Annotated in this window: 26 protein-coding genes and 1 tRNA gene; 13 read left to right on the top strand and 14 right to left on the bottom strand. The window is 71.6% G+C overall.

What is annotated here, in order from left to right; genetic code table 11:
* Nucleotide 1 precedes the first annotated feature (1 nt).
* Nucleotides 2-1,195 carry a cytochrome P450 gene (locus ACIBO1_RS04340; protein ID WP_396741307.1) on the bottom strand — a complete coding sequence of 398 codons (1,194 nt, stop codon included), beginning with the start codon at nucleotides 1,193-1,195 and terminating at the stop codon, nucleotides 2-4.
* 381 nt (nucleotides 1,196-1,576) lie between these two features.
* Between ACIBO1_RS04340 and ACIBO1_RS04335 the strand changes: the two genes are divergently transcribed.
* The 8 genes from ACIBO1_RS04335 to ACIBO1_RS04300 all read left to right on the top strand — a co-directional run bounded on the left by ACIBO1_RS04335 (nucleotide 1,577) and on the right by ACIBO1_RS04300 (nucleotide 8,551).
* Nucleotides 1,577-2,581: an endonuclease domain-containing protein gene (locus ACIBO1_RS04335; protein WP_396741305.1), complete on the top strand. Its 1,005-nt coding sequence runs from the start codon at nucleotides 1,577-1,579 to the stop codon at nucleotides 2,579-2,581.
* Complete coding sequence (locus tag ACIBO1_RS04330; RefSeq protein WP_396741303.1) at nucleotides 2,568-3,260, top strand: hypothetical protein; 693 nt, start codon at nucleotides 2,568-2,570, stop codon at nucleotides 3,258-3,260. The genes ACIBO1_RS04335 and ACIBO1_RS04330 overlap by 14 nt, the downstream gene beginning before the upstream one ends.
* A complete protein-coding gene (locus ACIBO1_RS04325; protein WP_396741301.1) occupies nucleotides 3,260-6,487 on the top strand; it encodes a helicase HerA domain-containing protein in 3,228 nt (1,075 codons plus the stop codon). Before ACIBO1_RS04330 ends, ACIBO1_RS04325 begins: the two co-directional genes overlap by 1 nt.
* Before the next feature lie 50 nt (nucleotides 6,488-6,537).
* Nucleotides 6,538-7,062: an SMI1/KNR4 family protein gene (locus tag ACIBO1_RS04320; RefSeq protein ID WP_396741299.1), complete on the top strand. Its 525-nt coding sequence runs from the start codon at nucleotides 6,538-6,540 to the stop codon at nucleotides 7,060-7,062.
* Between the two features lie 78 nt (nucleotides 7,063-7,140).
* Nucleotides 7,141-7,425, top strand: a complete 285-nt coding sequence (locus tag ACIBO1_RS04315; protein ID WP_396741297.1) for a type II toxin-antitoxin system Phd/YefM family antitoxin — start codon at nucleotides 7,141-7,143, stop codon at nucleotides 7,423-7,425.
* Nucleotides 7,422-7,832, top strand: coding sequence for a type II toxin-antitoxin system VapC family toxin (locus tag ACIBO1_RS04310; RefSeq protein WP_396741295.1), 411 nt, complete (start codon nucleotides 7,422-7,424; stop codon nucleotides 7,830-7,832). Before ACIBO1_RS04315 ends, ACIBO1_RS04310 begins: the two co-directional genes overlap by 4 nt.
* Before the next feature lie 150 nt (nucleotides 7,833-7,982).
* Nucleotides 7,983-8,282, top strand: coding sequence for a type II toxin-antitoxin system Phd/YefM family antitoxin (locus ACIBO1_RS04305; RefSeq protein WP_396741293.1), 300 nt, complete (start codon nucleotides 7,983-7,985; stop codon nucleotides 8,280-8,282).
* Nucleotides 8,279-8,551 (top strand): Txe/YoeB family addiction module toxin, encoded by a 273-nt coding sequence (locus ACIBO1_RS04300; RefSeq protein ID WP_396741291.1) that lies wholly within the window; start codon nucleotides 8,279-8,281, stop codon nucleotides 8,549-8,551. Before ACIBO1_RS04305 ends, ACIBO1_RS04300 begins: the two co-directional genes overlap by 4 nt.
* A 260-nt stretch (nucleotides 8,552-8,811) precedes the next feature.
* Here the strand turns inward: ACIBO1_RS04300 and ACIBO1_RS04295 are convergent, their stop codons facing one another.
* The 3 genes from ACIBO1_RS04295 to ACIBO1_RS04285 all read right to left on the bottom strand — a co-directional run bounded on the left by ACIBO1_RS04295 (nucleotide 8,812) and on the right by ACIBO1_RS04285 (nucleotide 9,650).
* Nucleotides 8,812-9,123: a type II toxin-antitoxin system RelE/ParE family toxin gene (locus ACIBO1_RS04295; protein WP_396741289.1), complete on the bottom strand. Its 312-nt coding sequence runs from the start codon at nucleotides 9,121-9,123 to the stop codon at nucleotides 8,812-8,814.
* Nucleotides 9,123-9,407, bottom strand: a complete 285-nt coding sequence (locus ACIBO1_RS04290; protein ID WP_396741287.1) for a type II toxin-antitoxin system Phd/YefM family antitoxin — start codon at nucleotides 9,405-9,407, stop codon at nucleotides 9,123-9,125. Before ACIBO1_RS04290 ends, ACIBO1_RS04295 begins: the two co-directional genes overlap by 1 nt.
* A 171-nt stretch (nucleotides 9,408-9,578) precedes the next feature.
* Nucleotides 9,579-9,650, bottom strand: a tRNA-Lys gene (locus ACIBO1_RS04285).
* 134 nt (nucleotides 9,651-9,784) lie between these two features.
* On the opposite strand from ACIBO1_RS04285, the gene ACIBO1_RS04280 reads away from it, so the two are divergent.
* Nucleotides 9,785-10,270, top strand: coding sequence for a DUF1772 domain-containing protein (locus tag ACIBO1_RS04280; RefSeq protein ID WP_396741285.1), 486 nt, complete (start codon nucleotides 9,785-9,787; stop codon nucleotides 10,268-10,270).
* A gap of 82 nt (nucleotides 10,271-10,352) precedes the next feature.
* On the top strand, nucleotides 10,353-11,435 hold the full coding sequence (locus ACIBO1_RS04275) for an NAD-dependent epimerase/dehydratase family protein (protein ID WP_396741283.1): 1,083 nt from the start codon (nucleotides 10,353-10,355) through the stop codon (nucleotides 11,433-11,435).
* Between the two features lies 1 nt (nucleotide 11,436).
* On the opposite strand, the gene ACIBO1_RS04270 is transcribed toward ACIBO1_RS04275, so the two are convergent.
* The 5 genes from ACIBO1_RS04270 to ACIBO1_RS04250 all read right to left on the bottom strand — a co-directional run bounded on the left by ACIBO1_RS04270 (nucleotide 11,437) and on the right by ACIBO1_RS04250 (nucleotide 15,382).
* Nucleotides 11,437-12,666, bottom strand: a complete 1,230-nt coding sequence (locus tag ACIBO1_RS04270; RefSeq protein WP_396741281.1) for a hypothetical protein — start codon at nucleotides 12,664-12,666, stop codon at nucleotides 11,437-11,439.
* Nucleotides 12,667-12,725: 59 nt separating this feature from the next.
* Complete coding sequence (locus tag ACIBO1_RS04265; protein WP_396741279.1) at nucleotides 12,726-13,418, bottom strand: ABC transporter permease; 693 nt, start codon at nucleotides 13,416-13,418, stop codon at nucleotides 12,726-12,728.
* Nucleotides 13,415-14,233: an ATP-binding cassette domain-containing protein gene (locus tag ACIBO1_RS04260; protein ID WP_396741277.1), complete on the bottom strand. Its 819-nt coding sequence runs from the start codon at nucleotides 14,231-14,233 to the stop codon at nucleotides 13,415-13,417. The genes ACIBO1_RS04265 and ACIBO1_RS04260 overlap by 4 nt, the downstream gene beginning before the upstream one ends.
* Complete coding sequence (locus tag ACIBO1_RS04255) at nucleotides 14,230-14,568, bottom strand: PadR family transcriptional regulator (protein ID WP_117229357.1); 339 nt, start codon at nucleotides 14,566-14,568, stop codon at nucleotides 14,230-14,232. The genes ACIBO1_RS04260 and ACIBO1_RS04255 overlap by 4 nt, the downstream gene beginning before the upstream one ends.
* Nucleotides 14,569-14,662: 94 nt before the next feature.
* On the bottom strand, nucleotides 14,663-15,382 hold the full coding sequence (locus ACIBO1_RS04250) for a PP2C family protein-serine/threonine phosphatase (RefSeq protein WP_396741275.1): 720 nt from the start codon (nucleotides 15,380-15,382) through the stop codon (nucleotides 14,663-14,665).
* 71 nt (nucleotides 15,383-15,453) lie between these two features.
* Here ACIBO1_RS04250 and ACIBO1_RS04245 point away from each other — a divergent pair, with 71 nt between their 5' ends.
* Nucleotides 15,454-16,587, top strand: coding sequence for an AAA family ATPase (locus ACIBO1_RS04245; RefSeq protein ID WP_396741273.1), 1,134 nt, complete (start codon nucleotides 15,454-15,456; stop codon nucleotides 16,585-16,587).
* 46 nt (nucleotides 16,588-16,633) lie between these two features.
* Here ACIBO1_RS04245 and ACIBO1_RS04240 read toward each other — a convergent pair whose 3' ends face one another.
* On the bottom strand, nucleotides 16,634-17,176 hold the full coding sequence (locus tag ACIBO1_RS04240; RefSeq protein ID WP_396741271.1) for a helix-turn-helix domain-containing protein: 543 nt from the start codon (nucleotides 17,174-17,176) through the stop codon (nucleotides 16,634-16,636).
* Nucleotides 17,177-17,236: 60 nt separating this feature from the next.
* On the opposite strand from ACIBO1_RS04240, the gene ACIBO1_RS04235 reads away from it, so the two are divergent.
* The gene (locus ACIBO1_RS04235; protein ID WP_396741269.1) at nucleotides 17,237-18,661 is read left to right on the top strand and encodes a benzoate/H(+) symporter BenE family transporter; all 1,425 of its coding nucleotides are present in this window, start codon (nucleotides 17,237-17,239) and stop codon (nucleotides 18,659-18,661) included.
* Between the two features lie 24 nt (nucleotides 18,662-18,685).
* Here ACIBO1_RS04235 and ACIBO1_RS04230 read toward each other — a convergent pair whose 3' ends face one another.
* The 4 genes from ACIBO1_RS04230 to ACIBO1_RS04215 all read right to left on the bottom strand — a co-directional run bounded on the left by ACIBO1_RS04230 (nucleotide 18,686) and on the right by ACIBO1_RS04215 (nucleotide 20,837).
* Nucleotides 18,686-19,060, bottom strand: coding sequence for a hypothetical protein (locus tag ACIBO1_RS04230; protein ID WP_396741267.1), 375 nt, complete (start codon nucleotides 19,058-19,060; stop codon nucleotides 18,686-18,688).
* A 232-nt stretch (nucleotides 19,061-19,292) separates the two neighbouring features.
* Nucleotides 19,293-19,562, bottom strand: coding sequence for a hypothetical protein (locus ACIBO1_RS04225; RefSeq protein WP_396741265.1), 270 nt, complete (start codon nucleotides 19,560-19,562; stop codon nucleotides 19,293-19,295).
* Between the two features lie 81 nt (nucleotides 19,563-19,643).
* Nucleotides 19,644-20,117 carry a large conductance mechanosensitive channel protein MscL gene (mscL, locus tag ACIBO1_RS04220; protein ID WP_396741263.1) on the bottom strand — a complete coding sequence of 158 codons (474 nt, stop codon included), beginning with the start codon at nucleotides 20,115-20,117 and terminating at the stop codon, nucleotides 19,644-19,646.
* A gap of 39 nt (nucleotides 20,118-20,156) precedes the next feature.
* Nucleotides 20,157-20,837, bottom strand: coding sequence for a FadR/GntR family transcriptional regulator (locus ACIBO1_RS04215; protein ID WP_396741261.1), 681 nt, complete (start codon nucleotides 20,835-20,837; stop codon nucleotides 20,157-20,159).
* Nucleotides 20,838-20,887: 50 nt separating this feature from the next.
* On the opposite strand from ACIBO1_RS04215, the gene ACIBO1_RS04210 reads away from it, so the two are divergent.
* A complete protein-coding gene (locus ACIBO1_RS04210; RefSeq protein ID WP_396741259.1) occupies nucleotides 20,888-22,192 on the top strand; it encodes an MFS transporter in 1,305 nt (434 codons plus the stop codon).

Genomic DNA, 22,192 nt, shown 5'->3' with positions numbered 1-22,192 from the left:
GTCACCACCGCACCGGCAGCCGACCGAGCCCGAACACCACGCCCTGCCGGACCGGGATCTGCTCGACCGGTACGGCCAGGTGCAGCCCGGGAAGCCGGGTGAACAGGGCCCGCAGCGCGATCAGCAGCTCCAGCCGTCCCAGGTGCTGGCCGACGCACTGGTGGATGCCGAAGCCGAAGGTCAGGTGGCCGCGCGCCGCCCGCCGTACGTCCAGCGCGTCGGGATCGGCGAACCGCTCCGCGTCCCGGTTGGCTCCGGGCAGCAGCAGCACGATGCCCTCACCGGCCCGGATCAGCTCGCCGTCCACCTCCAGGTCGGCGGTGGCGACGCGGACCGTGGCGCCGGTGAGCGACAGGTACCGCAGCAGCTCCTCGACCGCGTCCGGCCAGCGCTCCGGCTCGGCCCGCAGCAGGTCGAGCTGGGTACGCTCGGTGAGCAGCGTGAGTACGCTCATGCCCAGCGTGTTGACGGTGATGTCCTGCCCGGCCAGCACGATGGCGATGCCCAGCCCGGCCGCCTCCTCGACGGTCAGCTCACCCTCGTCGATCCGCTCGGCCAGATCCCGCAGTTGGCCGTCCCGCAGGTCGTCCCGACCGTCGGTGAGCAGGTGGGTCAGGTAGCCGGTCATCGACCGGACCGGGTTGAACCGCTTGTAGGTGACCGTCTGGAAGTGCTCGACGTCCGCCTCCGGCACCCCGAGCAGCCGGCCCAGGACCTCCGCGACCAGCGGCTTGGCGAACACGTCGAGCAGGTCCACCGGCGGCGACTCGGCCAGCATCCGGTCCAGGTAGGCGTCGGTGTACCGGACGATCTCCGGTTCCCAGGCGCTGATCCGCTTGAAGGTCAGGCTGGGCAGCACCGCCCGCCGCTGCCGCGAGTGCTCCGGCGGATCGGTCCGCAGCAACGCCTCGATGGTCGCCGAACCGCTCTGCCGCAGCCCCGCCATGCCGGGCACCGGCAGCGGCATGTTCGGCTGCCGTACGTCCACACTGGTGTCCGGGCTGGCCAGGATCGCCCGGGTCGCCGCGTACCCGGTGACCACCCAGACCGGCCGACCGTCGAACAGCCGCGCCCGGGTGACCGTTCCGCGTTCCCGCAGCTCCCGGTATTCCTCCGGCGGCTGGTACGGACATCTGCGTGCCAGGGGCAGCTCGGGTAGCTGCGTGATGTCTTCCGTGGCCACGGCTCTGCTCACCGGTACCGCCCCTCTCTCCCCCGCTTGTCTCATCGAGGACGAGTCTGCGGAGGTGAGAGAGTTTCGATAAGAGACCGCCGGGCGGCGGAAAGAGCGCCCGGCCGGGTATACCCGACCGGGTATGGGCCGTTCGGTCGACGGTCGGTCATACCCGCCGCCGAGGCGGTCTTGCGCCGGCCCTGAATGGTAATCGCATCGTTCGCGGCTATCGGAGAGCGGGAATTCTTCCGAAGTCCGGAAGGCGACACCTCACTGGCGCCGAGCGCTATAGCGCCTTCCGAAACGGATTCGTACTCTGTTCCCGGACGTCAGGGGCCGATGGTGGGAGGGGTCGATAACGCTGTTCACCACCCCGCTCGCTGATCTTTCGGACCCGACGCGATGAGCCGGAATCCGTTCGACCTCCCCTCGGATCGGGTGATCGCCCTGCCCGAGGCGCGCATCGACGCGTTGGCCACGATGATCGCCCGTGACCAGAGGGAACTGGTCGCCGTCGTGCACCGTCCCTCGGTACGCCACGCGATGCCGGCCGACGTCGTGCACGCGGCCGTGGACCGACTCGAACAGGTCGCGGTCGAGCTGCTGCCGGCCTGGCTGCCGGAAGCGGCGCAGACGACTCGGCCGGACACCGCCGGCCTGGCCGCAATCCGGGCCGCCGCCGGGGCACGGGCACGTCGTGACCACTACCCGGGCACCTTCCTGCCGGACCTGGCCGCCTTCGCGGTGAGCGCCCGACGAGCCCCCACCACGCTCCCGCTGCGTACCCGGGCCGCCGCGCTGACCCGCCTCGTCGCTGACGCGTTCGGTCGGCGCACGGTGGTGATGCTGGTCGAACCGGACGCCGCCGAGGCGGCCGTGGTCGCGGCCGGGGCCGGGTGGCTGGTGCACCACGGTGGCCCGGCCGTGTGGCTGACCGGAGGAGGTGCCGCCCGGGTCGAGGGACTCCCGGCCTACCGGGTCGAGCTGCCGCCGCCGCCACCCGCACCGGCCGGCCAGGCGGGCCCGGCGGTCGTCGGGAAGCCCCACCCCGCCAGCGACGTCGAGAAGCTGCTCGAAGCGGCCCTGGCCGCCGAGAGCTGGGCGGCCGGGCGGCGATGGAACCAGAGCCACCAGTCCCATCCGCTGAGCGCACCGGTCCGGCTCGACCTGCTGTGGCCGGACGAGCGGTGCGTGGTCGAGATCGACGGTCCGGAGCACTGTCGGCCCGATCGCTTCGAGGCCGACCGGCAACGGGACGTCCAGCTCCAACTGGACGGGTACGCCGTCCTGCGCTTCACCAACGCACGAGTAATCCACGACGTCGGCGCCGTGGTCCAGCAGATCGGTGAATATCTGCGGAACCGTCGCCGGGGCATACCGGAAGGACCTCTTCATGGCCGGCGATGACCTGACCGCATCCGAGAGCGCGATCCTCGTCGTGCTCATGGCCGAGGCGCGGGAGGTGCTGAACACCGAACTGCGTCAGCGGTACGGCCTGGACGTCCGCAAGCCGCAACGGGACAAGCTCACTCGCCTGCACTACGTGGCCAGCCGGAAGAGCGGCTCGACCTACGCCCTTCAGCTCGACGACAAGGGCTGGGTACGGGTGCAGACCGAGCTCGACTTCACGCTGCGCGGGGCGTCGGCGCTCGGTGCGGCGCTGACCGCCCTGCACGGCAACCTTCGTGACCGCGTGCTGGAGCGCAGCGGCTGCGCCACGCTGACCGAACTCTTCGCGCTCAGCGACGTTCGCGCGCCGGCACCCACCCCGTCGTCCGAGCCGGTCGGGTCAGCGCCCACCCCGGCCGGGCCAGCCGAGCCGGTCGGGCCGCTGCGGGCCCGCGTGGTCAGCGCCTACCGTGCGCTCGCCGCCGAGTCCGGTGCCTGGGTGAGCCTGCGTCGGCTGCGCCCGTTCTTCGCCGACGTGCACCGGGACGACCTGGACGACGCGCTGCGCCGGCTCATCCGCGAGGAGGGCGTCACCCTGGTCCCCGAGTCCAACCAGAAGACGCTCACCGAGGCGGACATCGCGGCGGCCCTGCGGGTCGGCGGGCAGGACAACCACCTCTTGGCGATCGGCGTGTGATGCGCGAGGCGGAGCACGCCGCGCTGGCGGCACTGCGGTTCAACTGGGCACCGGTTCCCGACGACGTGTGGCGGCCGCTGCCCTTCCACGTCGACGGGCTGCACGAACCGGTCCTCCGGGAGGTGCTCGCCGCCGTGGGCGAGGCCGGCAGCGGCACCGGCGGCAGTCCGGTCGGCCTGGTCGTGCAGGGCCAGCGCGGGTCCGGCAAGACCCACCTGCTCGGTTGGGTACGCCAGCAGGTGCAGGACGAGGGCGGCTACTTCTTCCTGGTCAGCCTGCTGGACGCCGGTACGTTCTGGGACAGCGTGCGGGACGCTATGATGGACGGCCTCCAGCGACCGGTGCCCCGCACCGGGGAGACCCAGCTCAAGCTGCTGCTGCGCCGCCTCTCGACGCTTGTGGGCGCACCTCGTGCGGCCCGCCGAGCCGTGATGGGGGAGACCGAGCTGACCCGGGCGGCGTTGGACGCCTTCCTCAACGGGCTCGGTGCCTTCGACCGGCACGTGGCCCGGACGTGCCAGGAGACCGCCCGAGCGTTGGCGCTGAACGCTTCCGAGGACATCAACCAGCGCGACATCGCGGAGAACTACTTCAACTGCGGCGAGGAGGTGGTGCCCGGTGAACGCGCGGCCTGGGGCATGCGCCGCGCCCCGCGTACCGCCCAGCAGATCGTGCAGGAACTCTCCTGGCTGCTGGCCCTCACCGGCCCGTCGGTGGTGGCGATCGACCAGGTCGACACGCTGATCGCCCAACTCGCGATCCAGAGCGACCCGAGCGTGGTGGGCGCCGCCGCGATGAGTCCCGAGCAGGCGCTGATGCTGGCCCGGATGGCGGACGGACTGATGTCGCTGCGCCAGACCACGCGGCGGACGCTGACGGTCCTGGCCTGCATCCCCAACTCGTGGACGATCATCAAGTCCACCGCCGCCGACACGGTGGCCGACCGGTTCCGGGAGATGCCGACGCTGCGCCGGATCGACGACGCCGACCTCGCCCGGGCGATCGTCGAGAAGCGCTTCACGCTCCGCTACCGGGAGGTCGGCTTCGTGCCGCCGTACCCTTCCTGGCCGGTGTCCCCGCGTGCCTTCGCCGAGGCGGGAACCTTCACGCCCCGACAGCTCCTCATCGAGATCGACCAGCACATCCGGGCCTGCCTCGCCGACGACGAGGTCCGGGAACTGGTCAGCCTCGGCGAGCCGCCCGCCGCGGAACCCCGCGCGCCCCGGCCCGCCCCGGTCACCGCCTATCCCGGGGAGACGGAACACTACGACGCCCGGTTCGCCGAACTGAGGGCCGCCGCCGACATCGCCGCCCCGCTGGCGCGTACGTCCGAGGACGCCGCGATGCCGCCGCTGCTCGCCGCCGGGCTGACCGCGTGGATCCTGGAACGGGGTGATGCCGGAGAGGCGTTCAGCGTCGACCCGCCCCCGAGCACCAACCCGCCGTTGCACGCCCGACTCCGGCTGACGCTCGACGAACGCACCGAGGACCAGGTGCACTGGTGCTTCCGGGCGATCAGCGACGAGCACCACGGCAACGCCGCGCTGGCCCGACTCCGCAAGGCGTGCGTCTCCGCCGCCCTCAGCGGCGGTCTGCCCAAACGCAGGCTGTTCCTGCTGCGCAACCGCGGATGGTCGACGAGCGCGGGCACCCGGAAGGCCACCACCGCCCTCACCGAGGCCGGTGGGCAGACCATCGGCATCGACGACGAGGACCTGCGTACCCTCTCGGCGCTACAGGTCATGCTCGGTGAGGCCACCATGGAGCTACAGGGATGGCTGGCCGACCGCCGACCCACCCGGGACCTCAAGTTCCTGCAACACGCGCTCGCCGACGTGGACAACTGGACCACGGACGGCTCGGACGGCTCGGACGGTGGGCCGACCTCGCCGCCCGCCGGCAGCGCCCAGCCGGTCGGCGGTGCCCCACCGGCGGACAGTGACCAGCGGGCCGCCGCCGGGTCGTCGGGTGAGCCGGCTTTCACCATCGGGTACGGGTACGACGACGACGCCCCCGCGCCGCTGGCGCTCGAAGCACTCCGCAAACACACGACGATCTTCGCCGGCTCGGGCTCGGGCAAGACCGTGCTCATCCGCCGCATCGTCGAGGAGTGTGCCCTCCAGGGCGTCTCCGCCATCGTCCTCGACCCCAACAACGACCTGGCCCGCCTCGGCGAAGGGTGGCCCACCCCACCGGCACAGTGGCGGCCCGGCGACGAGGCCAAGGCGCAGGACTACCTCGCCCACACCGACGTCGTCGTCTGGACGCCACGGCGTACCTCGGGCCGCCCACTCAGTTTCCAACCGCTGCCCGACTTCACCAGCGTGCGCGACGACCCGGACGAGTTCGGCGAGGCGGTGGAGGCGGCCGTCGCGTCCCTCGCGCCCCGCGCCCTGGTCACCGGCCGGGCCACCAAGGCACACCTGGGCCTGGCCGTGCTGCGTAAGGCCGTCGAACACTACGGCCGACGGGGCGGCTCCCGCCTGAAGGGCCTCATCGACACCCTGGCCGACCTGCCGGACGGCCTCATCGACCTTGACGACGCCGACAAGATCGGTCTCGGCCTCGCCCAGACGCTGACCGCCGCGATGGTCAACGATCCGCTCTTCGGCGGCGAGGGCACCCCGATGGACCCCGGCGTCCTGCTCACCCCCGAGCCCGGCAAGCGGGCCCGGATCTCCGTGATCAGCCTCGTCGGCCTGCCCTCCGACGACGTACGCCAGAGCTTCGTCAACCAACTCCAGATGGCGCTCTTCGCCTGGATCAAGCGGAACCCGGCCGGGGACCGGCCACTGCTGGGCCTGCTCATCATGGACGAGGCCCAGACGTTCGCACCGTCCAGCGCGATGACCGCCTGCACCCAGAGCACGCTGGCCCTGGTGGCCCAGGCGCGGAAGTACGGGCTGGGGCTGATCTTCGCGACCCAGGCACCGAAGAGTCTGCACAACCGCATCCCCGGCAACGCCGCAACGCAACTGTACGGACTGATGAACAGCCCGACCCAGATCGAGACGGCTCGCGAGATGGCCCGCGCCAAGGGCGGGGACGTACCCGACATCTCCCGGCTCACCGTCGGCGAGTTCTACCTCGCCGCCGAAGGCGCCGCACCGCGCAAGATCAGGACCCCGCTCGCGCTGAGCCACCACCCGCGCAGCCCGCTCACCGTCGAGGAGGTGCTGACCCGCGCACGCGGCACCGACCGCACCTCGCCCGAGCGCGACGAGTAGGTCCACCCCGCCACCTCGCCGGTGTCGGTGCTGCTCGCTAGGGTGCCGGCGTGGATGACGATCGTCGTACGTTGCCGGCCGCGCTGGCCGAAGCCCATGCCGGAGATTTCGACTACCGCGACGGAGCCGGCGTCGACTTCGAGCCGTACCCGCAGTTCCTGGACCGGGACGAGACCGCCGACTGGTGGCGGTCCTGGACCGGCAACACCGAGCTGGACGGGTCCGAGTTCCGCGTCTTCGGGCAGGACGGCACCGGCGGCCTCGCCGCATTCTGGCTGGTACGCGCCGGTGAGCCGATCGAACGGCAGCCGGTGGTGTTCCTCGGCTCCGAGGGCGAGACCGGGGTCGTGGCGCAGGACCTGGGGAGCTACCTGTGGCTGCTGGCGGACGGCTTCGGTCCGTGGGAGGCGGCGCAGCACCCGGAGCACGAGCACGAGCCGCAGCCGGACCCGCGTCTCACCGAGATCGCGCAGCGGTACGCACCCGAGCATCGCCGGTCGGCGAGTGAGGTGGTCGCGGCGGTACGGGCGGAGTTCCCCGACTTCGAGGCGCGGATCGACGCCCTCTGTCGATAGCGCGTGTGACCAGGCCATCGTCCGCTTGATCATGCGAGTAGCTGGAAAAGTAGAACATGCGGTTCTACACTTGTGTCCATGGAGCGCATCGGCGTGCGGGAACTGAACCAGAACACGAGCCAGGTGCTGGCTCGGGTGAGCGGCGGCGAGACCGTCGAGATCACCGACCGTGGACACCCGATCGCCCGACTTGTTCCTGTGAGTGACGACAGGTCGATGTTGGCCAAGCTGGTGGCTGCGGGACGGGCGGTCGCCCCGACCGGTGGCGGTCCGGTTCCGCTTCCGCTTCCGCCGAGGCTCGGCGACGAGAATGCAGATGTGGCCGCCAGCCTCGCCGCGATGCGAGACGAGGAGCGCTGGTGATCTACCTCGACTCCGCCGCTGTCGTCAAGCTGGTGCGCCAGGAGGCATGCAGCTCCGACCTGGTCTCCTGGCTCAACAGCCATGACGATGCGCCGCTGGTCTCATCCGCTCTCGTCGAGGTGGAAGTGCCCAGAGCGCTACGCCGGTCAGCTCCGCAAGCCCTGATCGGAGTGCCAGCGGCCATCGGCCGGCTCTTCCGGTTGGAAATCGACAGCACGATCCGCGCGACTGCGGCCGCATTCGCCGAATCGACGCTGCGCAGCCTCGACGCCATCCATCTCGCCACGGCCCAGGTCCTGACCAACGAGTCTGGAACGGCACTCATCGCCTTTGTCACCTACGACCGACGCCTGCTCGAATCCGCCAAGCAGGCGGGACTGCCCGTGGCGAGTCCCGGCCAGGACTGAGCTGCCGGTTCCCGGTATGCATTCGGCGATCCGCTACCGGCCCGTTTGACCGGTTCAAGGGAATGTTCGCTCGGCCAGGTAGTGGCACCCTCGGCGACGCCTGCAACCTTGACGTACCATTGAGCGTACGTTCGACCGTACGTTCTGCTCGTGGGGGCCAAGATGAAGGTGCTGACAATCAGCGACGTTCGCAAGAACCTCGCCGCGGTGGTCGATGCGGTGATCGACGATGCCGAGGAGTGCGTCATCCCACGCGGCGGCGGCAAGGCTGTCGTCATCGTGTCGCTCGACGAGTGGAACGCCATGAACGAGACGCTGCATGTTCTTGGTTCCGCCTCGAACGCCCGCCGACTACTGGAGAGCATCGCCCAGGCCGATGCCGGCCTACTCGAGGAGCATTCACTCGACTCGAAGTCTTCATCTCCGAAACCCGGCAAGGAAGCCGTGTGAGCCTGCGCATCGTGTTCACTCCCAACGCGTGGGAGGACTACGACGGCTGGTTGCGCCGGGACGTGAAGATGGCCCGCCGCATCAGCAAACTGATCCTCGACGTTCAACGTGATCCATACGGAACCGGTCTCGGCAAGCCCGAACTGCTCAAAGGCCCGCTCTCTGGATGGTCGTCCCGCCGTATCAACGACGAACACCGGCTCATCTACCGCGTCCGTGGCGGCGACCTGGAAATCGCCGCCTGCCACGGCCACTACCTCGACAAGTAGAAGCCGCTCACCCCAGCGTCCGCCGACACGGATCGGTGGGCGCGGCGTTCCGCCTATCCTGCCCGCGAACGAGCCCCTGTCCGCGAACGAGGGTGAACAGCATGCGAGCCGTCGCCCCTCATCAGGGCTCGGTGGTTCGCAGCAAGATCGAAGTGGGCCGGAGGTACCACCATGCGAGCCAGTCGGTGACCATCGCCGGTGGCCCACTACCGCTGCGCACGGGCAGGCCAGCCCAATGAAGCGCGATTCCAGACGTGGCCCTAGAAGCGGTAGGCGTCGCGTCGGTGGCGGATCGAGTGGATCTCCACGACGCGTTTGGATTCGTTGATCCGGTAGATGATTCGGTACGTGCCGCGGCGGGCGGAGTGAAAGCCGTCAAAGGGCTCGTCGAGTGGTTTGCCCGCCCGATAGGGGTTGACCGCTATCGCGTGCTGGATGGTCTCCGTCGCCGCGACCGCGACCTCCAGTGGCAGGTCCTCGTGCAGGTTGCGGCGGGCCTGCCGGGAGAACATCACCGTGTACGGGCTGGTCGCCTCGTGCGTGTCGTCCCGTCGCCCGCTTTGCGGGGGCATCAGGCTGCCCTACCGCGACGCCGTTCCAACTCGGCGCGAACCTCGTCCATCGAGAACGTGTCGCTGGCCGCGAAATCCTCCCGCGACTGGCGTAGATCCGCGAGGGCCTCGTCGTCGGAGAGCAGGTCGAGCGTCTCTCGCATCGACTCGTACTCGGCGACCGAGATCAGCATCACGTCGGCACGTCCGTTGCGGGTGATCGTGAAGTGGTCGTGTTCCCGAGCTACCCGGTCGGCAAGCTCGGCGATCCGGGCCTTGGCTTCCGTGATCGGAATGGTCTCCATGGCGACCATTCTAGCGACTGGTCAGAATTCTGGCCACGTTCTTCGCCCCGCCCTCGGAGGCAGCGAGCTGTCCGGGGTTGCGGCGTCGAGCCGCGATACGAGCACACGAGATATCGGCCGTGGCCTGCGGCTTCGCCGCACTGGCCCCTCCGTTTGGGTGTCCGTCTGAGGTGGGCCGCCAGGGACTCGAACCCTGAACCTATGGATTAAAAGTCCACAGCTCTGCCATTGAGCTAGCGGCCCGCGCGCTCAGGTTACCGGACACCGTGGGGATCGGGCTCGCGGCTGTCGAGCAGCCGTCGATGGCTGCCGGGTGGTCGGGTGGAGCGCGGCTGGAAGGATCGGCTCGGACGTCGGTTCGACAGGGGGAGGCGAGCGTGCCGGAAGGCGTACGGGTCGTGGTGCTGGCCGGGGGTGTGGCGGCCACGGGGCTGGTGGCGGGACTGTTCTTCGCGTACGCCTGCTCGGTGATGCCGGGGTTGGCGGCGACCGACGATCGGACGCTGGTCGGCACGATGCAGTCTATCAACCGGAAGATCGTCAACGGCTGGTTCATCTCGGTGTTCCTGGGTGGGCCGGTGCTGGTGGCGGTGGCGGTCGTCGGGCATTTCGGTGACGGCGGGGCGGTGCTGTGGTGGTTGGTCGCCGCGCTGGTCCTGCACCTGGTGACGTTTGGTGTAACGGCGCGGTGCAACGTGCCGCTCAATGATCAGTTGGACGCCGCCGGGTCGGTCGACGGGATCACCGACCTGGCGGCGGTCCGGCGTCGGTTCGAGGTGCCGTGGGTGCGCTGGAACCTGGTCCGGACGGGTAGCTCGGTCGGGGCCTTCGCCTGCCTGATCGGAGCGCTGCTGGCGCGGTAGCGCCGCCGGGCGCACGGGAGCGCCGCCGGTCCGGGTACCAGGTGGGACGCGTGGAAAGCGACTGACCGGGTACGGACCGGACATGCGGATCGTGGTGGTGGGCGCGAGCGGCAACATGGGTACGGCACTGCTGCGCCGGTTGTGGCGCGAGCGCGGCGTGGAGATCGTCGGAGTGGCGCGGCGGCTGCCGCACGCGGGGGCCGGTGAGCCGTACGAGGGGGTGCGGTGGCACTCGTGCGACATCGGGCGGGCCGGTGCCGCCGACGAGTTGACCGAGGTGTTCGCCGGAGCGGACGCGGTGGTGCACCTGGCCTGGCAGATCCAGCCCAGCCACGACCGTCAGGTGTTGCGGCGTACCAACGTGGGCGGCAGCCGGGCAGTGGTGGACGCGGTGCTGCGGGCGGGCGTACCGGCGCTGGTGTACGCGTCGTCGGTGGGGGCGTACGCGCCGGGGCCGAAGGACCTGCCGATCAGCGAGCGGTGGCCGGCGACCGGGGTGGCCGCGTCGTCGTACAGCCGGGACAAGGCGGCGGTGGAGGAGATGCTCGACGGGATCGAGCGGACCCACCCGGGGTTGCGGGTGGTTCGCCTGCGGCCGGGGCTGATCTTCCAGCGGGAGGCGGGTACGGAGATCAGCCGCTACTTCCTCGGGCCGCTGGTGCCGGTGCGGCTGCTCCGCTTCGGGCGGCTGCCGTTGGTGCCGGCCAACCGTCGGCTGCGGATGCAGGCGGTACACGCCGACGACGTGGCCGACGCGTACGCGCGGGCGATTCTGGGTGACGCTCGCGGCGCCTTCAACGTCGCCGCGGACCCGGTGTTGACGCCGGAGCTGGTGGCCCGGCACTTCCACGGCTGGACGGTGCCGGTGGCCGCCCCGGTGCTGCGGACGGCTGCCGCGCTGACCTGGCGGGCCCGGTTGCAACCGGTCGATGCGGGGTGGGTCGAGCTGGCGTTGAGCGCGCCGCTGATGTCCAGCGAGCGGGCCGCGACCGAGCTGGGCTGGCGGCCACGGGTGGACGCGGTCACCGCGCTCAAGGAGTTGGTGGCCGGTATGGCCGAGCGCGCCCACACGGCCAGCCCGCCGCTCTCCGCCACCCCCGACCTGCCCGGCCGCCCCGCCGCCCTCCTCAAGGCCCGCCCCGCCGGCCAGGGCAACCCCTACTGACTCAGCGGACGGTGGAGGTGGTGATGGTGGGGGCGGAGCCGGCGCCCTGGTAGAAGATGCCGGGTTGGGTCTGGAAGCCGTGGCTGGGGTTGCGGCGCAGGGTCGAGTTCTCGATGCGCAGGGTGCCGGTGCGGTTGTTGCTGACGAAGAAGATCGCCCCGCCGCCCTCCTTGGCGTCGTTCCCCTCGATCACGGTGCCGGCGACGCGTACCGAGAACTCGTTGCCGTCGGTGTAGATCGCGCCGCCGCTGCCGCCGCCGGGGGTGCCGGAGCGGGCCGGATTGGCGCCGGTGCCGACGGCGGCGTTGTCCCGCAGCACGCTGTTCAGGATGACCCAGGAGACGCCGATGCTGCTCAGTGCGCCGCCGTTGGCGCAGGAGCCGCCGGTGAAGGTGCTGTTGACCACGTACACGGGTTGGCCGTCGTGCTGGTCGAGGACGCGGATGGCGGCGCCGCCCACGTCGGGGCCGGTGCGGTCGCAGCGGTTGCCGACGAAGTGCGAGTCGACCACCTTGAGGCGGCCACCGCGTACGAAGATCGCGCCACCGCCGCCACCATCGACGCGCTGGCCGGTGGAGTCGCCGTCGGCGAAGGTCAGGTTCTGCACGGTGAGCTGCGGGTGGTCCTGGTTCTGGCAGCGTGCGGTGGTCCAGCCCTGGAGGACGTCGCAGGTGTTCATGTAGAGGATGCGGCGCTTGCCCTGCCCGCTGAGCGTGATCTTGCCGCCGCCGTCCAGCACCACCTTCGGGCCGTTGGCGTTGCGGACCTTCGCGGTCGCCGCCATCGTGATGGTCAGCGGGTCGGGGCCGCAGTCGAAGGTGATGATGCCGCCGGCCGCGACCGCCCGCACCACCGCTGCCGAGGTGCAACTGGCTGGGGTGCCGTCGCCGACGGTGCGGGTCGGGTTCGAGGTGTCGACCGCCTGGGCCACGGCGGGCACGGGTGCCGCGTCGGCCGGGGGCGCGCTGTCGCGTACGCCCGGACTGCCGGCCGCCGTGGTCGGGTCGGCCGCGGCGGCGGGGGTGCTGAGCGCGGCCTGGCCGGACGGGCTCGTCTCGGCGCTCTGGTGCTGTCCGGGCGGTACCTCGGAGGTCGGCTCGGCGGGGTCGCCGCCGGACGCCGGCTGTTGGACGCTTCGCGGGTCGACGCGGGGTACGGACGGGCCGCCGCAGCCGGTCAGACCGACGGCGACACCGAGCGCGACCACGGGAACAAGGGATCTGAGACGCACCAGGTGATGCTAGAGCCTGTGCCGGGGTCCGCGACCGGTCGCGGACCCCGGGACGATTTTCAGGCGGCCGGTACGTGGTGCAGGTGCCGGCGGCGACGCAGTCGGACACTGAACACGCCCGCCACGGTCACGGTCAGCAACAGGGTGACTGCCAGTCCGTGCAGGACGCCCCGGGCGAGGTAGCCGTCGTCGGCGTGGTCCACCGCCCAGGTGGCGATCTCCCGGCTGGACCAGAACGGGGTGAGTTTCGCGCCCTGACTGGCCGGGTCGAGCAGCATCTGCATCGCCACCACGGTGAGCAGCAGCAGGGTGCCCTCCAACTCGCGGGGCAGCAGAGCGCCGATCAGCATGCCGAACGGCGCGGCCACCATCACGCAGCAGAGCATCGCCACGGCGATCCCGGCGTACCGCAGGTTGGTCGTGTCGAGCACGGTGAGCAGGAAGAACGGCACCGCGACGGTCAGCCCGAGCGCCCACAGGCCGAGCATCCGGCCGAGGTACAGATGATGCGGCCGGTAACCGGCGAGCCGGAGCCGGGGTTCCAGCTCGCGGGCCGCGCTGGTGGCGAAGAGCGCGGCGGTGCTGACCGCCCAACTGATGCCGAGGAACAGCGCCCGGATCGACTGCCCGACGTGCGAGTCCCGCCGGATCATCCAGAAGACCAACGGCATCAACAACAGGAGCAGGAGTACGCCCCGACGACGCGCCAGTTCCCGCAACGTCATCTCGGCGACGGTGACCAGCCGCTTCACGCCCGACCTCCCTGCTCGGCGGAGGTCAGGTCGAGCACGATGTCGACCCGGTCGAGTTGGTTGAGCAGGTGGGTCACCACCACGATGGCCTTCCCCTCGTCGCGCAGCCGGGTCAACTGGTCCCAGAGGTTGACGTAACTGCCCTGGTCGAAGCCCTGGTACGGCTCGTCGAGCAGCAGCACGTCCGGTTGGGCGAGGGTGGACATGGTCAGGTTCAGCTTCTGGCGCGTACCGCCGGACAGGTGGCGGGCGAGCACGGCGCCCTCGGCGTCCCAGCCGAGGTTCCGGGCCGCCGCCCGACCGGCCCGCCGGGCCGGACCACGAGCCACACCCTGACCGGCGCCGACCAGCACGAAGTGCTCGTCGGGGAGCAGGAAGTCGGCGGTGCCGCCCTGCTGGGGGCAGTAGCCGAGCCGGCCGGAGACGGTCACGTCACCGCTGTCCGGCGAGATCAACCCGGCGCAGATCCGCAGGAAGGTGCTCTTGCCGCAGCCGTTCGCACCGACCACGGCGGCGATCTGTCCGGCCCGTACGGTCAGCGAGGCGTCCCGCAGCACCGGACGCCGCCCGTACCGCTTGGTGATGCCCTTGGCGGCCAGGCGCACCGGCCCGGGACGCGGGCCGGGTGCGGTGCCGATGCTCTCCACGATCGCGGCGGCGTACGCCTGCGGCGGCCCGAAGACCTGCCACGGGTCGCCGCCGCCCTCGCGCAGGTGTGTGGCGGCCTCGGCGACCACGTGCCGGGCGGCATCGGTCGCCACCCGGCGCTGGTACAACTCGGCCGCGAACGCCCGCAGCCAGTCGTCGGAGTTCACCTCTCGACCCCCTTCGAGACGATGCCGGTCACCGGCGCCACGAACGTCAGCCAGGCGTTACCGCCATTGTGTAGCGCCGCCCGCCCGTCGTCGGTGAGCTGGTAGTACTTGCGGGCCGGTCCCGACCCGCCCTCCCGCCACTGCGCGGTGACCAGGCCGGTGCGCTGCAATCGCAGCAGCACCGGATAGAGCGTGCCGCCCTGGATCGGCCCGACGCCCGCGGCGTCGAGCGACTGGGCGAGCTGGTAGCCGTAGGACTCGCCCTCGCGCAGCAGGGCCAGCACGCAGAGGTCGAGCACACCTCGCAGCCACTGCCCACGACGATCGGGATCCACCCGCCGAACCCTAGTGGCGCTACCTAGATGGCACAACTACCTAGTTGGCCACGGAGGTGCCCCGGGACCGCTGCGGTCCCGAGGCGACGGCGGCTCAGCTCGGCACGATGTCGGAGATCACCACGGTGACGTTGTCCGGCGCGCCGGCCTGGTGGGCCAGCTTCACCAACTGCTCACCGCACTGGTGGCGGTCGGTGTGCAGGCTCAGCGCGGCGGAGATCGCGTCGTCGGTCACGTAGTCGGAGAGACCGTCACTGCACAGCAGCAACCGGTCACCGGCGGCCACGGTCACCGAACCCATCGTCGGTGGCGCGTCCGCCCCCTGCACCGCACGCGTCACCAACGACCGCTGCGGATGGTGCCGGGCCTGCTCCGGGGTCAACGTCCCCTGGTCGACAAGCGCCTGCACGAACGTGTCGTCCCGGGTCAACTGCCGCAGCTTGCCCTCCCGCAGCAGGTAGCAGCGCGAGTCACCGACCTGCGCCAGCACCAGCGTGTCGCCCGCGAGCAGGGCGGCCGTGAGCGTGGTGCCCATGCCGTCCCGGGCGGGCTCGGCGGCGATCGCCGCGTGGATGCGTTGGTTGGCGGTGCTCACCACGGCCCGCAGCGCGTCGGTGGCGGCGTCCGGGACGGTGGGCGGGATCAGCTCGTCCAGGATCCGGATGACGATCTCGCTGGCGACCTCACCGGCGGGTAGCCCACCCATGCCGTCGGCCACCGCGACGAGGCGCTCACCAGCGAGCGCGGAGTCCTCGTTGTTGGTGCGGACCAGGCCGATGTCGTTGAGGATGGCCGAGCGGAGGATCAGCGTCATGGGTCAAGCTTGCCAAGAACACCCTTCCCGCGTCTCTACGCACTACTGCGTAGGGTTGAGGAATGTTGCCGATGTCCATGGTCGGGCGCGCCGACGAGCTGGCTGAGCTGGGCCGGACGTGGTCCACCGTGGCTGGTCGGAGGCGTCGAACACCGGCCGTCGTGGTCGTCACCGGCGGCGCGGGCGTCGGCAAGAGCCTGTTGGTCGCCGCCGCACTGGACGAACTCACCCCACGACCGGCGGTGGTGCTCAGCGGCGCCGCCCGGGTGCACAGTCCGGCGCCGTACGACTGGCTGGCCGCCGTGCTCAGCGGACGCGACCCGGACCGGCTCGACCTGCCGGCCGACACCGTGCCGCCCGACGCGCTGGCCTGGCTCGCCCAACAACCCACCGCACCCCGTGAGCGCTACGCCCCCGACACGCTGCTGCGTCTCGCCGTACGGGCCGTCCGGGTGCTGGTCGGCACCGGCCCGGCCGTCCTCGTGGTCGAGGATCTGCACGCGCTCGACCCGGCCAGCCTCAACCTGATCGGCGAACTGGCCACCGCCACCGGCCTTCCCGCCCTGTTGGTGGTGGCGACCCGACCCGCCGCGCACGCGGTCACCCCGGAACTCGCCGGGCGCACCCTGGCGCGCCTCTGCGGCGTACCCGGGGCGGTACGCCAGCACCTCGGGCCGCTGCGCCCGGTCGAGGTGGCCGAGGTGCTGACCCAGGTATACCCCGGCCACCCGCTGCCCGGTCGACTGGTACGCGGCGTCTGGCGGAGCACCGGCGGCAACCCGTACGCGCTCACCGAGCTGCTAGCCGCGTACTCCGGACAGCCGCCCGAGGCGTTGCTCTCCCCGGCCGACGTCCCGCCCGCGTTCGACATACGGCCCCGGTCTCGCGGTCGAGGTGTCCCGCCGGCCGAGCGTGGGTTCGGCGCGTCGACGGCCGCGCCGATGTCCGAGGCGTCGCCGGTCGGCGGTGGTCCGGCGACGTCGGGCCTGTCGGTCGAGTTGACCGGGCGGGAGGTGGAGGTGCTCGACTGCCTGGTCGCCGGGATGTCCAACAAGCAGGTGGCCCGCGCGCTGGGCATCTCGGTGCGGACGGTCACCGTGCACGTGTCCAACCTGCTGCGCAAGACCGGCTCCGCCTCGCGTACCGAGGTGGCGCTCTGGGCGGTACGCCAACGGCTCGCCGAACCCACTCCCGCCGAGATGTAAGGAGGGGACCCTTCCTATACACGAGGCGTTAGTAGGGGTCCCCTCCTTACACCCGGGGGTAGCGCAGGAGCAGGCTGGCGGCTACCTCCTCGTCGCCTACGGCGGCGTACAGGTGCGGTACGTCGGACGTCCAGCGCAGGTGACCACCGGCGGCGGCGGTCAGCGGCGCGTCGACCGGGCCGGCGCGTAGCACCCCGGCGAAGACGGTGATGTGCTCGGTCACCCCGGGTTGGTGCGCGGGGGAGAGCTGGCCGGGGCCGGGCGTCACCCGCATCCGGTACAGCTCGTACGTGGCGTCCGAGTCGTCGAAGACCTCCAGCAGCGTCGCGCTGACCGCCGCGCCGCGTACGGTCGGCCCGGCCGACGGCCCGGAGAGCACTGCGGTCAGCGGTACGCCGAGCTGCGCGGTGATCGCGTACAGCGTCTCCAGGGTGGGGTTGCGGACGCCGTTCTCCAGTCCGGAGAGCGTCGCCTTGCCCACCCCGGCCAGCCGGGACAGCGCGGAGAGCGAGATCCCGCGTGCCTCGCGGAGGGCGCGGACCCGGTGACCGATCGCGACGGTGTCCGAATCTGGTGGTGGCTGCGACACCCCGCTATGGTGCTACACGCCGCTGTTCCGTAAACGGAACGGTTGGGAAGGGGTGGGGTCATGGCGGGACGGACACAGCCGATCCTCGCGGGAGTGGTGACCGCGCTGGTCGGGTTCGCCAGCTCGTTCACGGTGGTGCTGGCCGGGCTGCGGGCGGCCGGCGCGAGCGAGGCGCAGGCCGCCTCCGGGCTGCTCGTCCTCTGCGTCGCCTCCGGGCTCTGCGCCGCCTGGCTCGGCCTGCGACACCGGATGCCGCTGAGCATCGCCTGGTCCACACCCGGTGCGGCGCTGCTCATCGCAACCGGCCCGATCCCCGGCGGTTGGCCGGTCGCCGTCAGCGCGTTCCTCGTCTCGGGCCTGCTCATCGTCGCCGCCGGCCTGTTCCCGGTGCTCGGCCGCGCCGTCGCCGCGATCCCCAAACCCATCGCCGGGGCCATGCTCGCCGGGGTGTTGCTGCCGCTCTGCACCGCACCGGTACGCGCCCTCGTCGACGTGCCGCACCTCGCCGCTCCGGTGCTGATCTCCTGGTTGGTGCTGCACCGCTTCGCCCGTCGCTGGGCGGTCCCCGGGGCGTTGGTGGTCGCGGCCGGTGCGATCGCGCTGACCACCTCCGGCGGCGGCACCGGCGGACTGCGCCCGGTGTTCGAGTTGACCGCACCGGCGTGGAGCCTGTCGGCGCTGATCGGTGTGGCGCTCCCGCTGTTCCTGGTGACCATGGCCGCGCAGAACGTGCCCGGCACCGCCGTCCTGGTCGGCTACGGCTACCGGCCCCCGCTCGGCTCGGCGCTTCGGACCACCGGGCTGGCCAGCATGGTCGTGGCACCCGCCGGTGGCCACGCGGTCAACCTTGCGGCGATCACGGCCGCACTGGCCGCCGGACCGGACGCACACCCCGACCCGGACCGCCGCTGGATCGCCTCGGTGACCGCCGGCATCGGGCTGGCGCTGCTCGGCCTGGGTGCCGGGGCGGTCACCACGCTCGTCGGTTGGGCGCCCCCCGTACTGATCGAGGCGGTCGCCGGACTGGCCCTGCTCGGCGCGCTGGCCACTGCCCTGACCGCCGCGCTGGCCGACCCCACGGCCCGGGAGGCGGCCGTGGTGACCCTTGTGGTCACCGCCTCCGGGGTGTCGCTGGTCGGCATCGGCGGAGCGTTCTGGGGCCTGGTGGCCGGTTGCATGATGCTGCTCCTCTTCCGCTCCCGCCGCCCCACGCCGACGCCGTCGACCCCGGCCGCCGAGCCCGTCGCATTAGCTTGCGCCGGGGAGCCCGCCGTGTCTGCTTCGACCGTGATGCCCGGGTCCGTTCCGGCCGGGGAGTTCGCGCCCGGGTCTGATCCGGCCGGGGAGCCCGTGCCCGGGTCGGTTGCGGCTGGGGAGTCCGTGCCTGGGTCTACTCCGGCTGGGGAGTTCGCGCCGGCGGCAGAGTCCGGCCCGGCTGCGGAATCCACGCCGGCCGCTGTTCCCGGCCAGAGTCGGAAGTCGTGAGCGGCGCCGGGGCGTAGGCGGGGGTCAGTCCTCCGGGGGGAGGTCGGCGGCGAGGACGTCGAGCCGGACCTCTCCGTCGACGACGGTGTTGATCTGGTCGGCCAGCACGTAGACGGCACCGGTGGGGACCAGTTCGGTGGAGACCTTCAGATAGCCGGTACGCAGCAGGCGGGCGGCCAGGTCCGCAGGTACGTCGGGTTCCTCGGTGGCAGCGGACTCGATCAGTTCGTCCAGGCTGCTGCCGGGGTCGGCGGTCGGCGCCTGCACGGTCACGGCGTTCGGGTCACCGCGCTGGACGAGGTCCACCGTGCCGACGTCGAGGCCGGCGGCGTCCACCACCCGCATGCCGGTGGTGACCCGCGAGACGGTGGCCTGTTGATCGATGCCCTGCTGCTCCATACCCCGCGCGGTTCCCGCCCCCCACTCCCCCTAAACCACCCACCCCCACCCCACCCACCCCACTCCACCCACTCCTCTGCTCCGTCTCTGCTCCGCCTCTGCTCCGTTGATCAAGAAGTTCGGGTCGCGTTCGCGGCGGTGGCAGCGCGAAAACTTCTTGATCAACGCGGGCTGGAGGCAGCAACGCGGGCCGGGGGCGGCAACGCGGGCCGGGGGACAGCGGGGCGGCGGGTCAGCGGGGTGGGGAGTGGTGGTCGGTGGGGGTGGTCCAGGGGGATGGGGGGCGGGGGGAGAGTTCGCGCCAGGTGTCGGGGCCCTGGAGCAGCGCGCGTACCGTTTCCTCGGCGTCGTCGACGGTGTCGTACTCGTAGAACCGGGATGCGCCCTCGGCTCCGCCGGCACGCTGTTCCACGTACCAGCGGTCGGCGTCCGCTCGGAGGAAGACATCCCGCCGGGCCAGCCGCCCCCATTTCCCGTTCCACCAGTGCTTTCGCTGCTCCATGGCGGGACTCTATCGAACATGTGTTCGACACGGAGCGGCCCCTGCGGGATTCCCACAGGGGCCGATGTGCGGGTGCCGGGTTCAGCGCCCGGTGGGCGGTTCCTCCCGGCGGCCGAGCACGTCGTCCAGGGCGCCGCGCTGCTGAGCCGGGGTGGTCCGGCCGGAGGCGACCAGGGCGTCCCGGATCTCGGTGAGCAGCTTGACCTCCTCGCTCGGTGCCGAGGGCGGCGGCTCCTCGCCCCGCTTGCGGCGCTCGGCCAGCTTGTTCATCGGAAAGACGACCAGGAAGTACAGCGCCGCCGCGGTGAGCAGGAACGTGATCAGCGCGTTGACGAAGGCGACCCAGTCGAACGGGATGCCCTGGATCGTCGGTGCGGTGCCCTCAAGGCCGTTCTTGTTGCCCGTGATCAGCACCACGAAGACGCGGATCAGTGGTTCCAGGAACGACTTGGTGAGCTGCGTGACCACGCCGGTGAACGCGGCACCGATGACGACGCCGACCGCGAGGTCGACGACGTTGCCGCGCATGATGAAGTCCTTGAAGCCCTTGAGCATCCGTACTCCTGAGGTGTCCGGGTTTTCGTCGAGGACAACCTATGCCTTGGGTGCGGACTCCAGGAAAGCGCCGGCCTCCCGGGCCGCCAGCTCCGGGTCACCGGCTCGGATGGCGGCCACCAGGCGGGCGTGGTCGACGTGCCGGTCCGGTGTCAGGGCGTCGCCCATGGCCTGCGTGACGGTGCTGCGCAGGGCGGTGGCGACCGAGGCGTACAGCTCGGCGAGCATGCCGTTGTGCGCCGCCGCGACGACGGCGGTGTGCAGCGCGACGTCGGCCTCCACGAACTCGGCGACCTCGCCGCCGCGCCAGGCCGCCTCGCGGGCCGCCAGCGCGGCGTCGAGGGCGGCCAGGTCCTCGGTGGTACGTCGGCGCGCGGCGAGCCGGGCGGCCTCCACCTCGAAGGCACGGCGTACCTCGATCACCTCGGTCATCCGGTCGTCGGTGAGGCGGCGGGCCACCACGGGTGCCAGTTCGTCGGTGGAGAGCACGTAGGTCCCGGAGCCCTGCCGGCACTCCAGCACCCCGGCGTGGGCCAGTGCCCGGACCGCCTCGCGGACCGTGTTGCGCCCCACGCCGAGATCCTCTACGAGTCGCGGCTCGGTCGGGATGCGGCTGCCCACCGGCCATTCGCCGGCCATGATCCGTCGGCGCAGTCGGGCGATGGTCTCGTTCGTCCGTCGGCCCCGAGGCGGGACGGCGGAATCAATCGCTGGTGGCACTGGTTACAGCCACTCGCCGAAATTCATCCCATGATTGTAGGTTCGAGGTCATGACTCCGCCAACCGCCGGCACCCCCGCCACCACTGCCCCCACCGCCGGCGCCGCACCCGCTGCGAGCGGGGACGACCCGACCGGGAACGGGTCGGGGCGGGCGCGCACCGGATGGCTGCTGCTGGTCGGGATGTTGCTGGTGGCGCTGAACCTGCGGGCTGCGATGACCAGCCTCGGCGCACTGCTCGACGAGGTACGCGTCGGATTGGCGCTCTCCGGCGCGATGGCGGGCGTCGTCACCACCCTGCCCGCCGTGGCGTTCGCCGGGCTGGGCGCGACCACGCCGTGGCTGGTCCGGCGACTCTCCGCACCGCGACTGCTGGTGCTGGCGATGATCGCGCTCACCGTCGGGCAGGTGCTGCGGGTGCTCACCGACTCCGCCGTGGTGTTCCTGGTCACCAGCGCGCTCGCGCTGGCCGGTATCGCGGTGGCGAACATCCTGCTGCCGATGCTGGTCAAGCAGTACTTCCCGCACCGGACCGGCCTGATCACCGGGGTGTACATGATGACGTTGACGGCGGGGGCGACGGCGGCGGCCGCGGCTGCGGTGCCGGTGGCGCACGCCTTCGGCTCGTGGCGCGCCGGGCTCGGTGTCTGGGCGGCGCTCGCGGCGGTGGCCGTACTCCCGTGGTTGCCGGCGGCGTTGCGGACCGGTGGGGCCGCGCGGCGGGTGGGTCGGCACGGCGGCCGGGCCCGCGCCCGGATCAGCCCCGGGCGGACCCGGCTCGGCTGGGCGATGGCGCTGTACTTCGGTGCGCAGTCGCTGAGCGCGTACGCGATCATGGGCTGGTTGGCCGTGCTGTTCCGGGACGCCGGTTTCCGGCCGCAGGACGCCGGCCTGCTGCTGGCCGGGGTGACCGCGCTCGGGGTGCCGATCGCGTTGCTGATGCCGACGCTGGCCGGCCGCCTGGGCGACCTGCGGCTGCTGGTGCTGGCGTTGACCGCCGCCTCCAGCGTGGCCTATCTGGGGCTGGCGTTCGCGCCGCGTGGCGGGGCGGTGCTGTGGGTGGTGCTGCTGGCGCTGGGGCAGGGCGCGTTCCCGCTCATCCTGGCCACCATCGGGCTGCGTGCCCGGACGGCCGACGGCACGGTCGCGTTGTCGGCCTTCACGCAGAGCGTCGGATACCTCATCGCGGCGCTCGGGCCGCTGCTGGTCGGGATCCTGCACGAGTCCACCGGCGGCTGGACGGCGCCACTGGGCTTCCTGCTGGTCGCACTCGCGGTGCAGACCGGGGCAGGAATCGTCATCGCTCGCCCTCGATACATCGAGGACGAGCGAGGCCCGGCCGTTGCCGGTGGGTAA

The organism is Micromonospora sp. NPDC049903 (assembly GCF_044460945.1).
Classification (GTDB): domain Bacteria; phylum Actinomycetota; class Actinomycetes; order Mycobacteriales; family Micromonosporaceae; genus Micromonospora.
Note: the sequence above shows the minus strand (reverse complement) of the source record. Positions and strands in the feature narration are given on the sequence as shown.

Bases quoted from the DNA above. Each gene is read 5' to 3' on its own strand.
- ACIBO1_RS04210 (WP_396741259.1), top strand. From the start codon at position 20,888: ATGACTCCGCCAACCGCCGGCACCCCCGCCACCACTGCCCCCACCGCC.
- ACIBO1_RS04275 (WP_396741283.1), top strand. From the start codon at position 10,353: ATGCGGATCGTGGTGGTGGGCGCGAGCGGCAACATGGGTACGGCACTG.
- ACIBO1_RS04250 (WP_396741275.1), bottom strand. From the start codon at position 15,382: ATGACGCTGATCCTCCGCTCGGCCATCCTCAACGACATCGGCCTGGTC.
- ACIBO1_RS04315 (WP_396741297.1), top strand. From the start codon at position 7,141: ATGGAGCGCATCGGCGTGCGGGAACTGAACCAGAACACGAGCCAGGTG.
- mscL (WP_396741263.1), bottom strand. From the start codon at position 20,117: ATGCTCAAGGGCTTCAAGGACTTCATCATGCGCGGCAACGTCGTCGAC.
- ACIBO1_RS04235 (WP_396741269.1), top strand. From the start codon at position 17,237: ATGGCGGGACGGACACAGCCGATCCTCGCGGGAGTGGTGACCGCGCTG.
- ACIBO1_RS04295 (WP_396741289.1), bottom strand. From the start codon at position 9,123: ATGCCCCCGCAAAGCGGGCGACGGGACGACACGCACGAGGCGACCAGC.
- ACIBO1_RS04330 (WP_396741303.1), top strand. From the start codon at position 2,568: ATGGCCGGCGATGACCTGACCGCATCCGAGAGCGCGATCCTCGTCGTG.
- ACIBO1_RS04225 (WP_396741265.1), bottom strand. From the start codon at position 19,562: ATGGAGCAGCGAAAGCACTGGTGGAACGGGAAATGGGGGCGGCTGGCC.
- ACIBO1_RS04230 (WP_396741267.1), bottom strand. From the start codon at position 19,060: ATGGAGCAGCAGGGCATCGATCAACAGGCCACCGTCTCGCGGGTCACC.
- ACIBO1_RS04325 (WP_396741301.1), top strand. From the start codon at position 3,260: ATGCGCGAGGCGGAGCACGCCGCGCTGGCGGCACTGCGGTTCAACTGG.
- ACIBO1_RS04290 (WP_396741287.1), bottom strand. From the start codon at position 9,407: ATGGAGACCATTCCGATCACGGAAGCCAAGGCCCGGATCGCCGAGCTT.
- ACIBO1_RS04335 (WP_396741305.1), top strand. From the start codon at position 1,577: ATGAGCCGGAATCCGTTCGACCTCCCCTCGGATCGGGTGATCGCCCTG.
- ACIBO1_RS04245 (WP_396741273.1), top strand. From the start codon at position 15,454: ATGTCCATGGTCGGGCGCGCCGACGAGCTGGCTGAGCTGGGCCGGACG.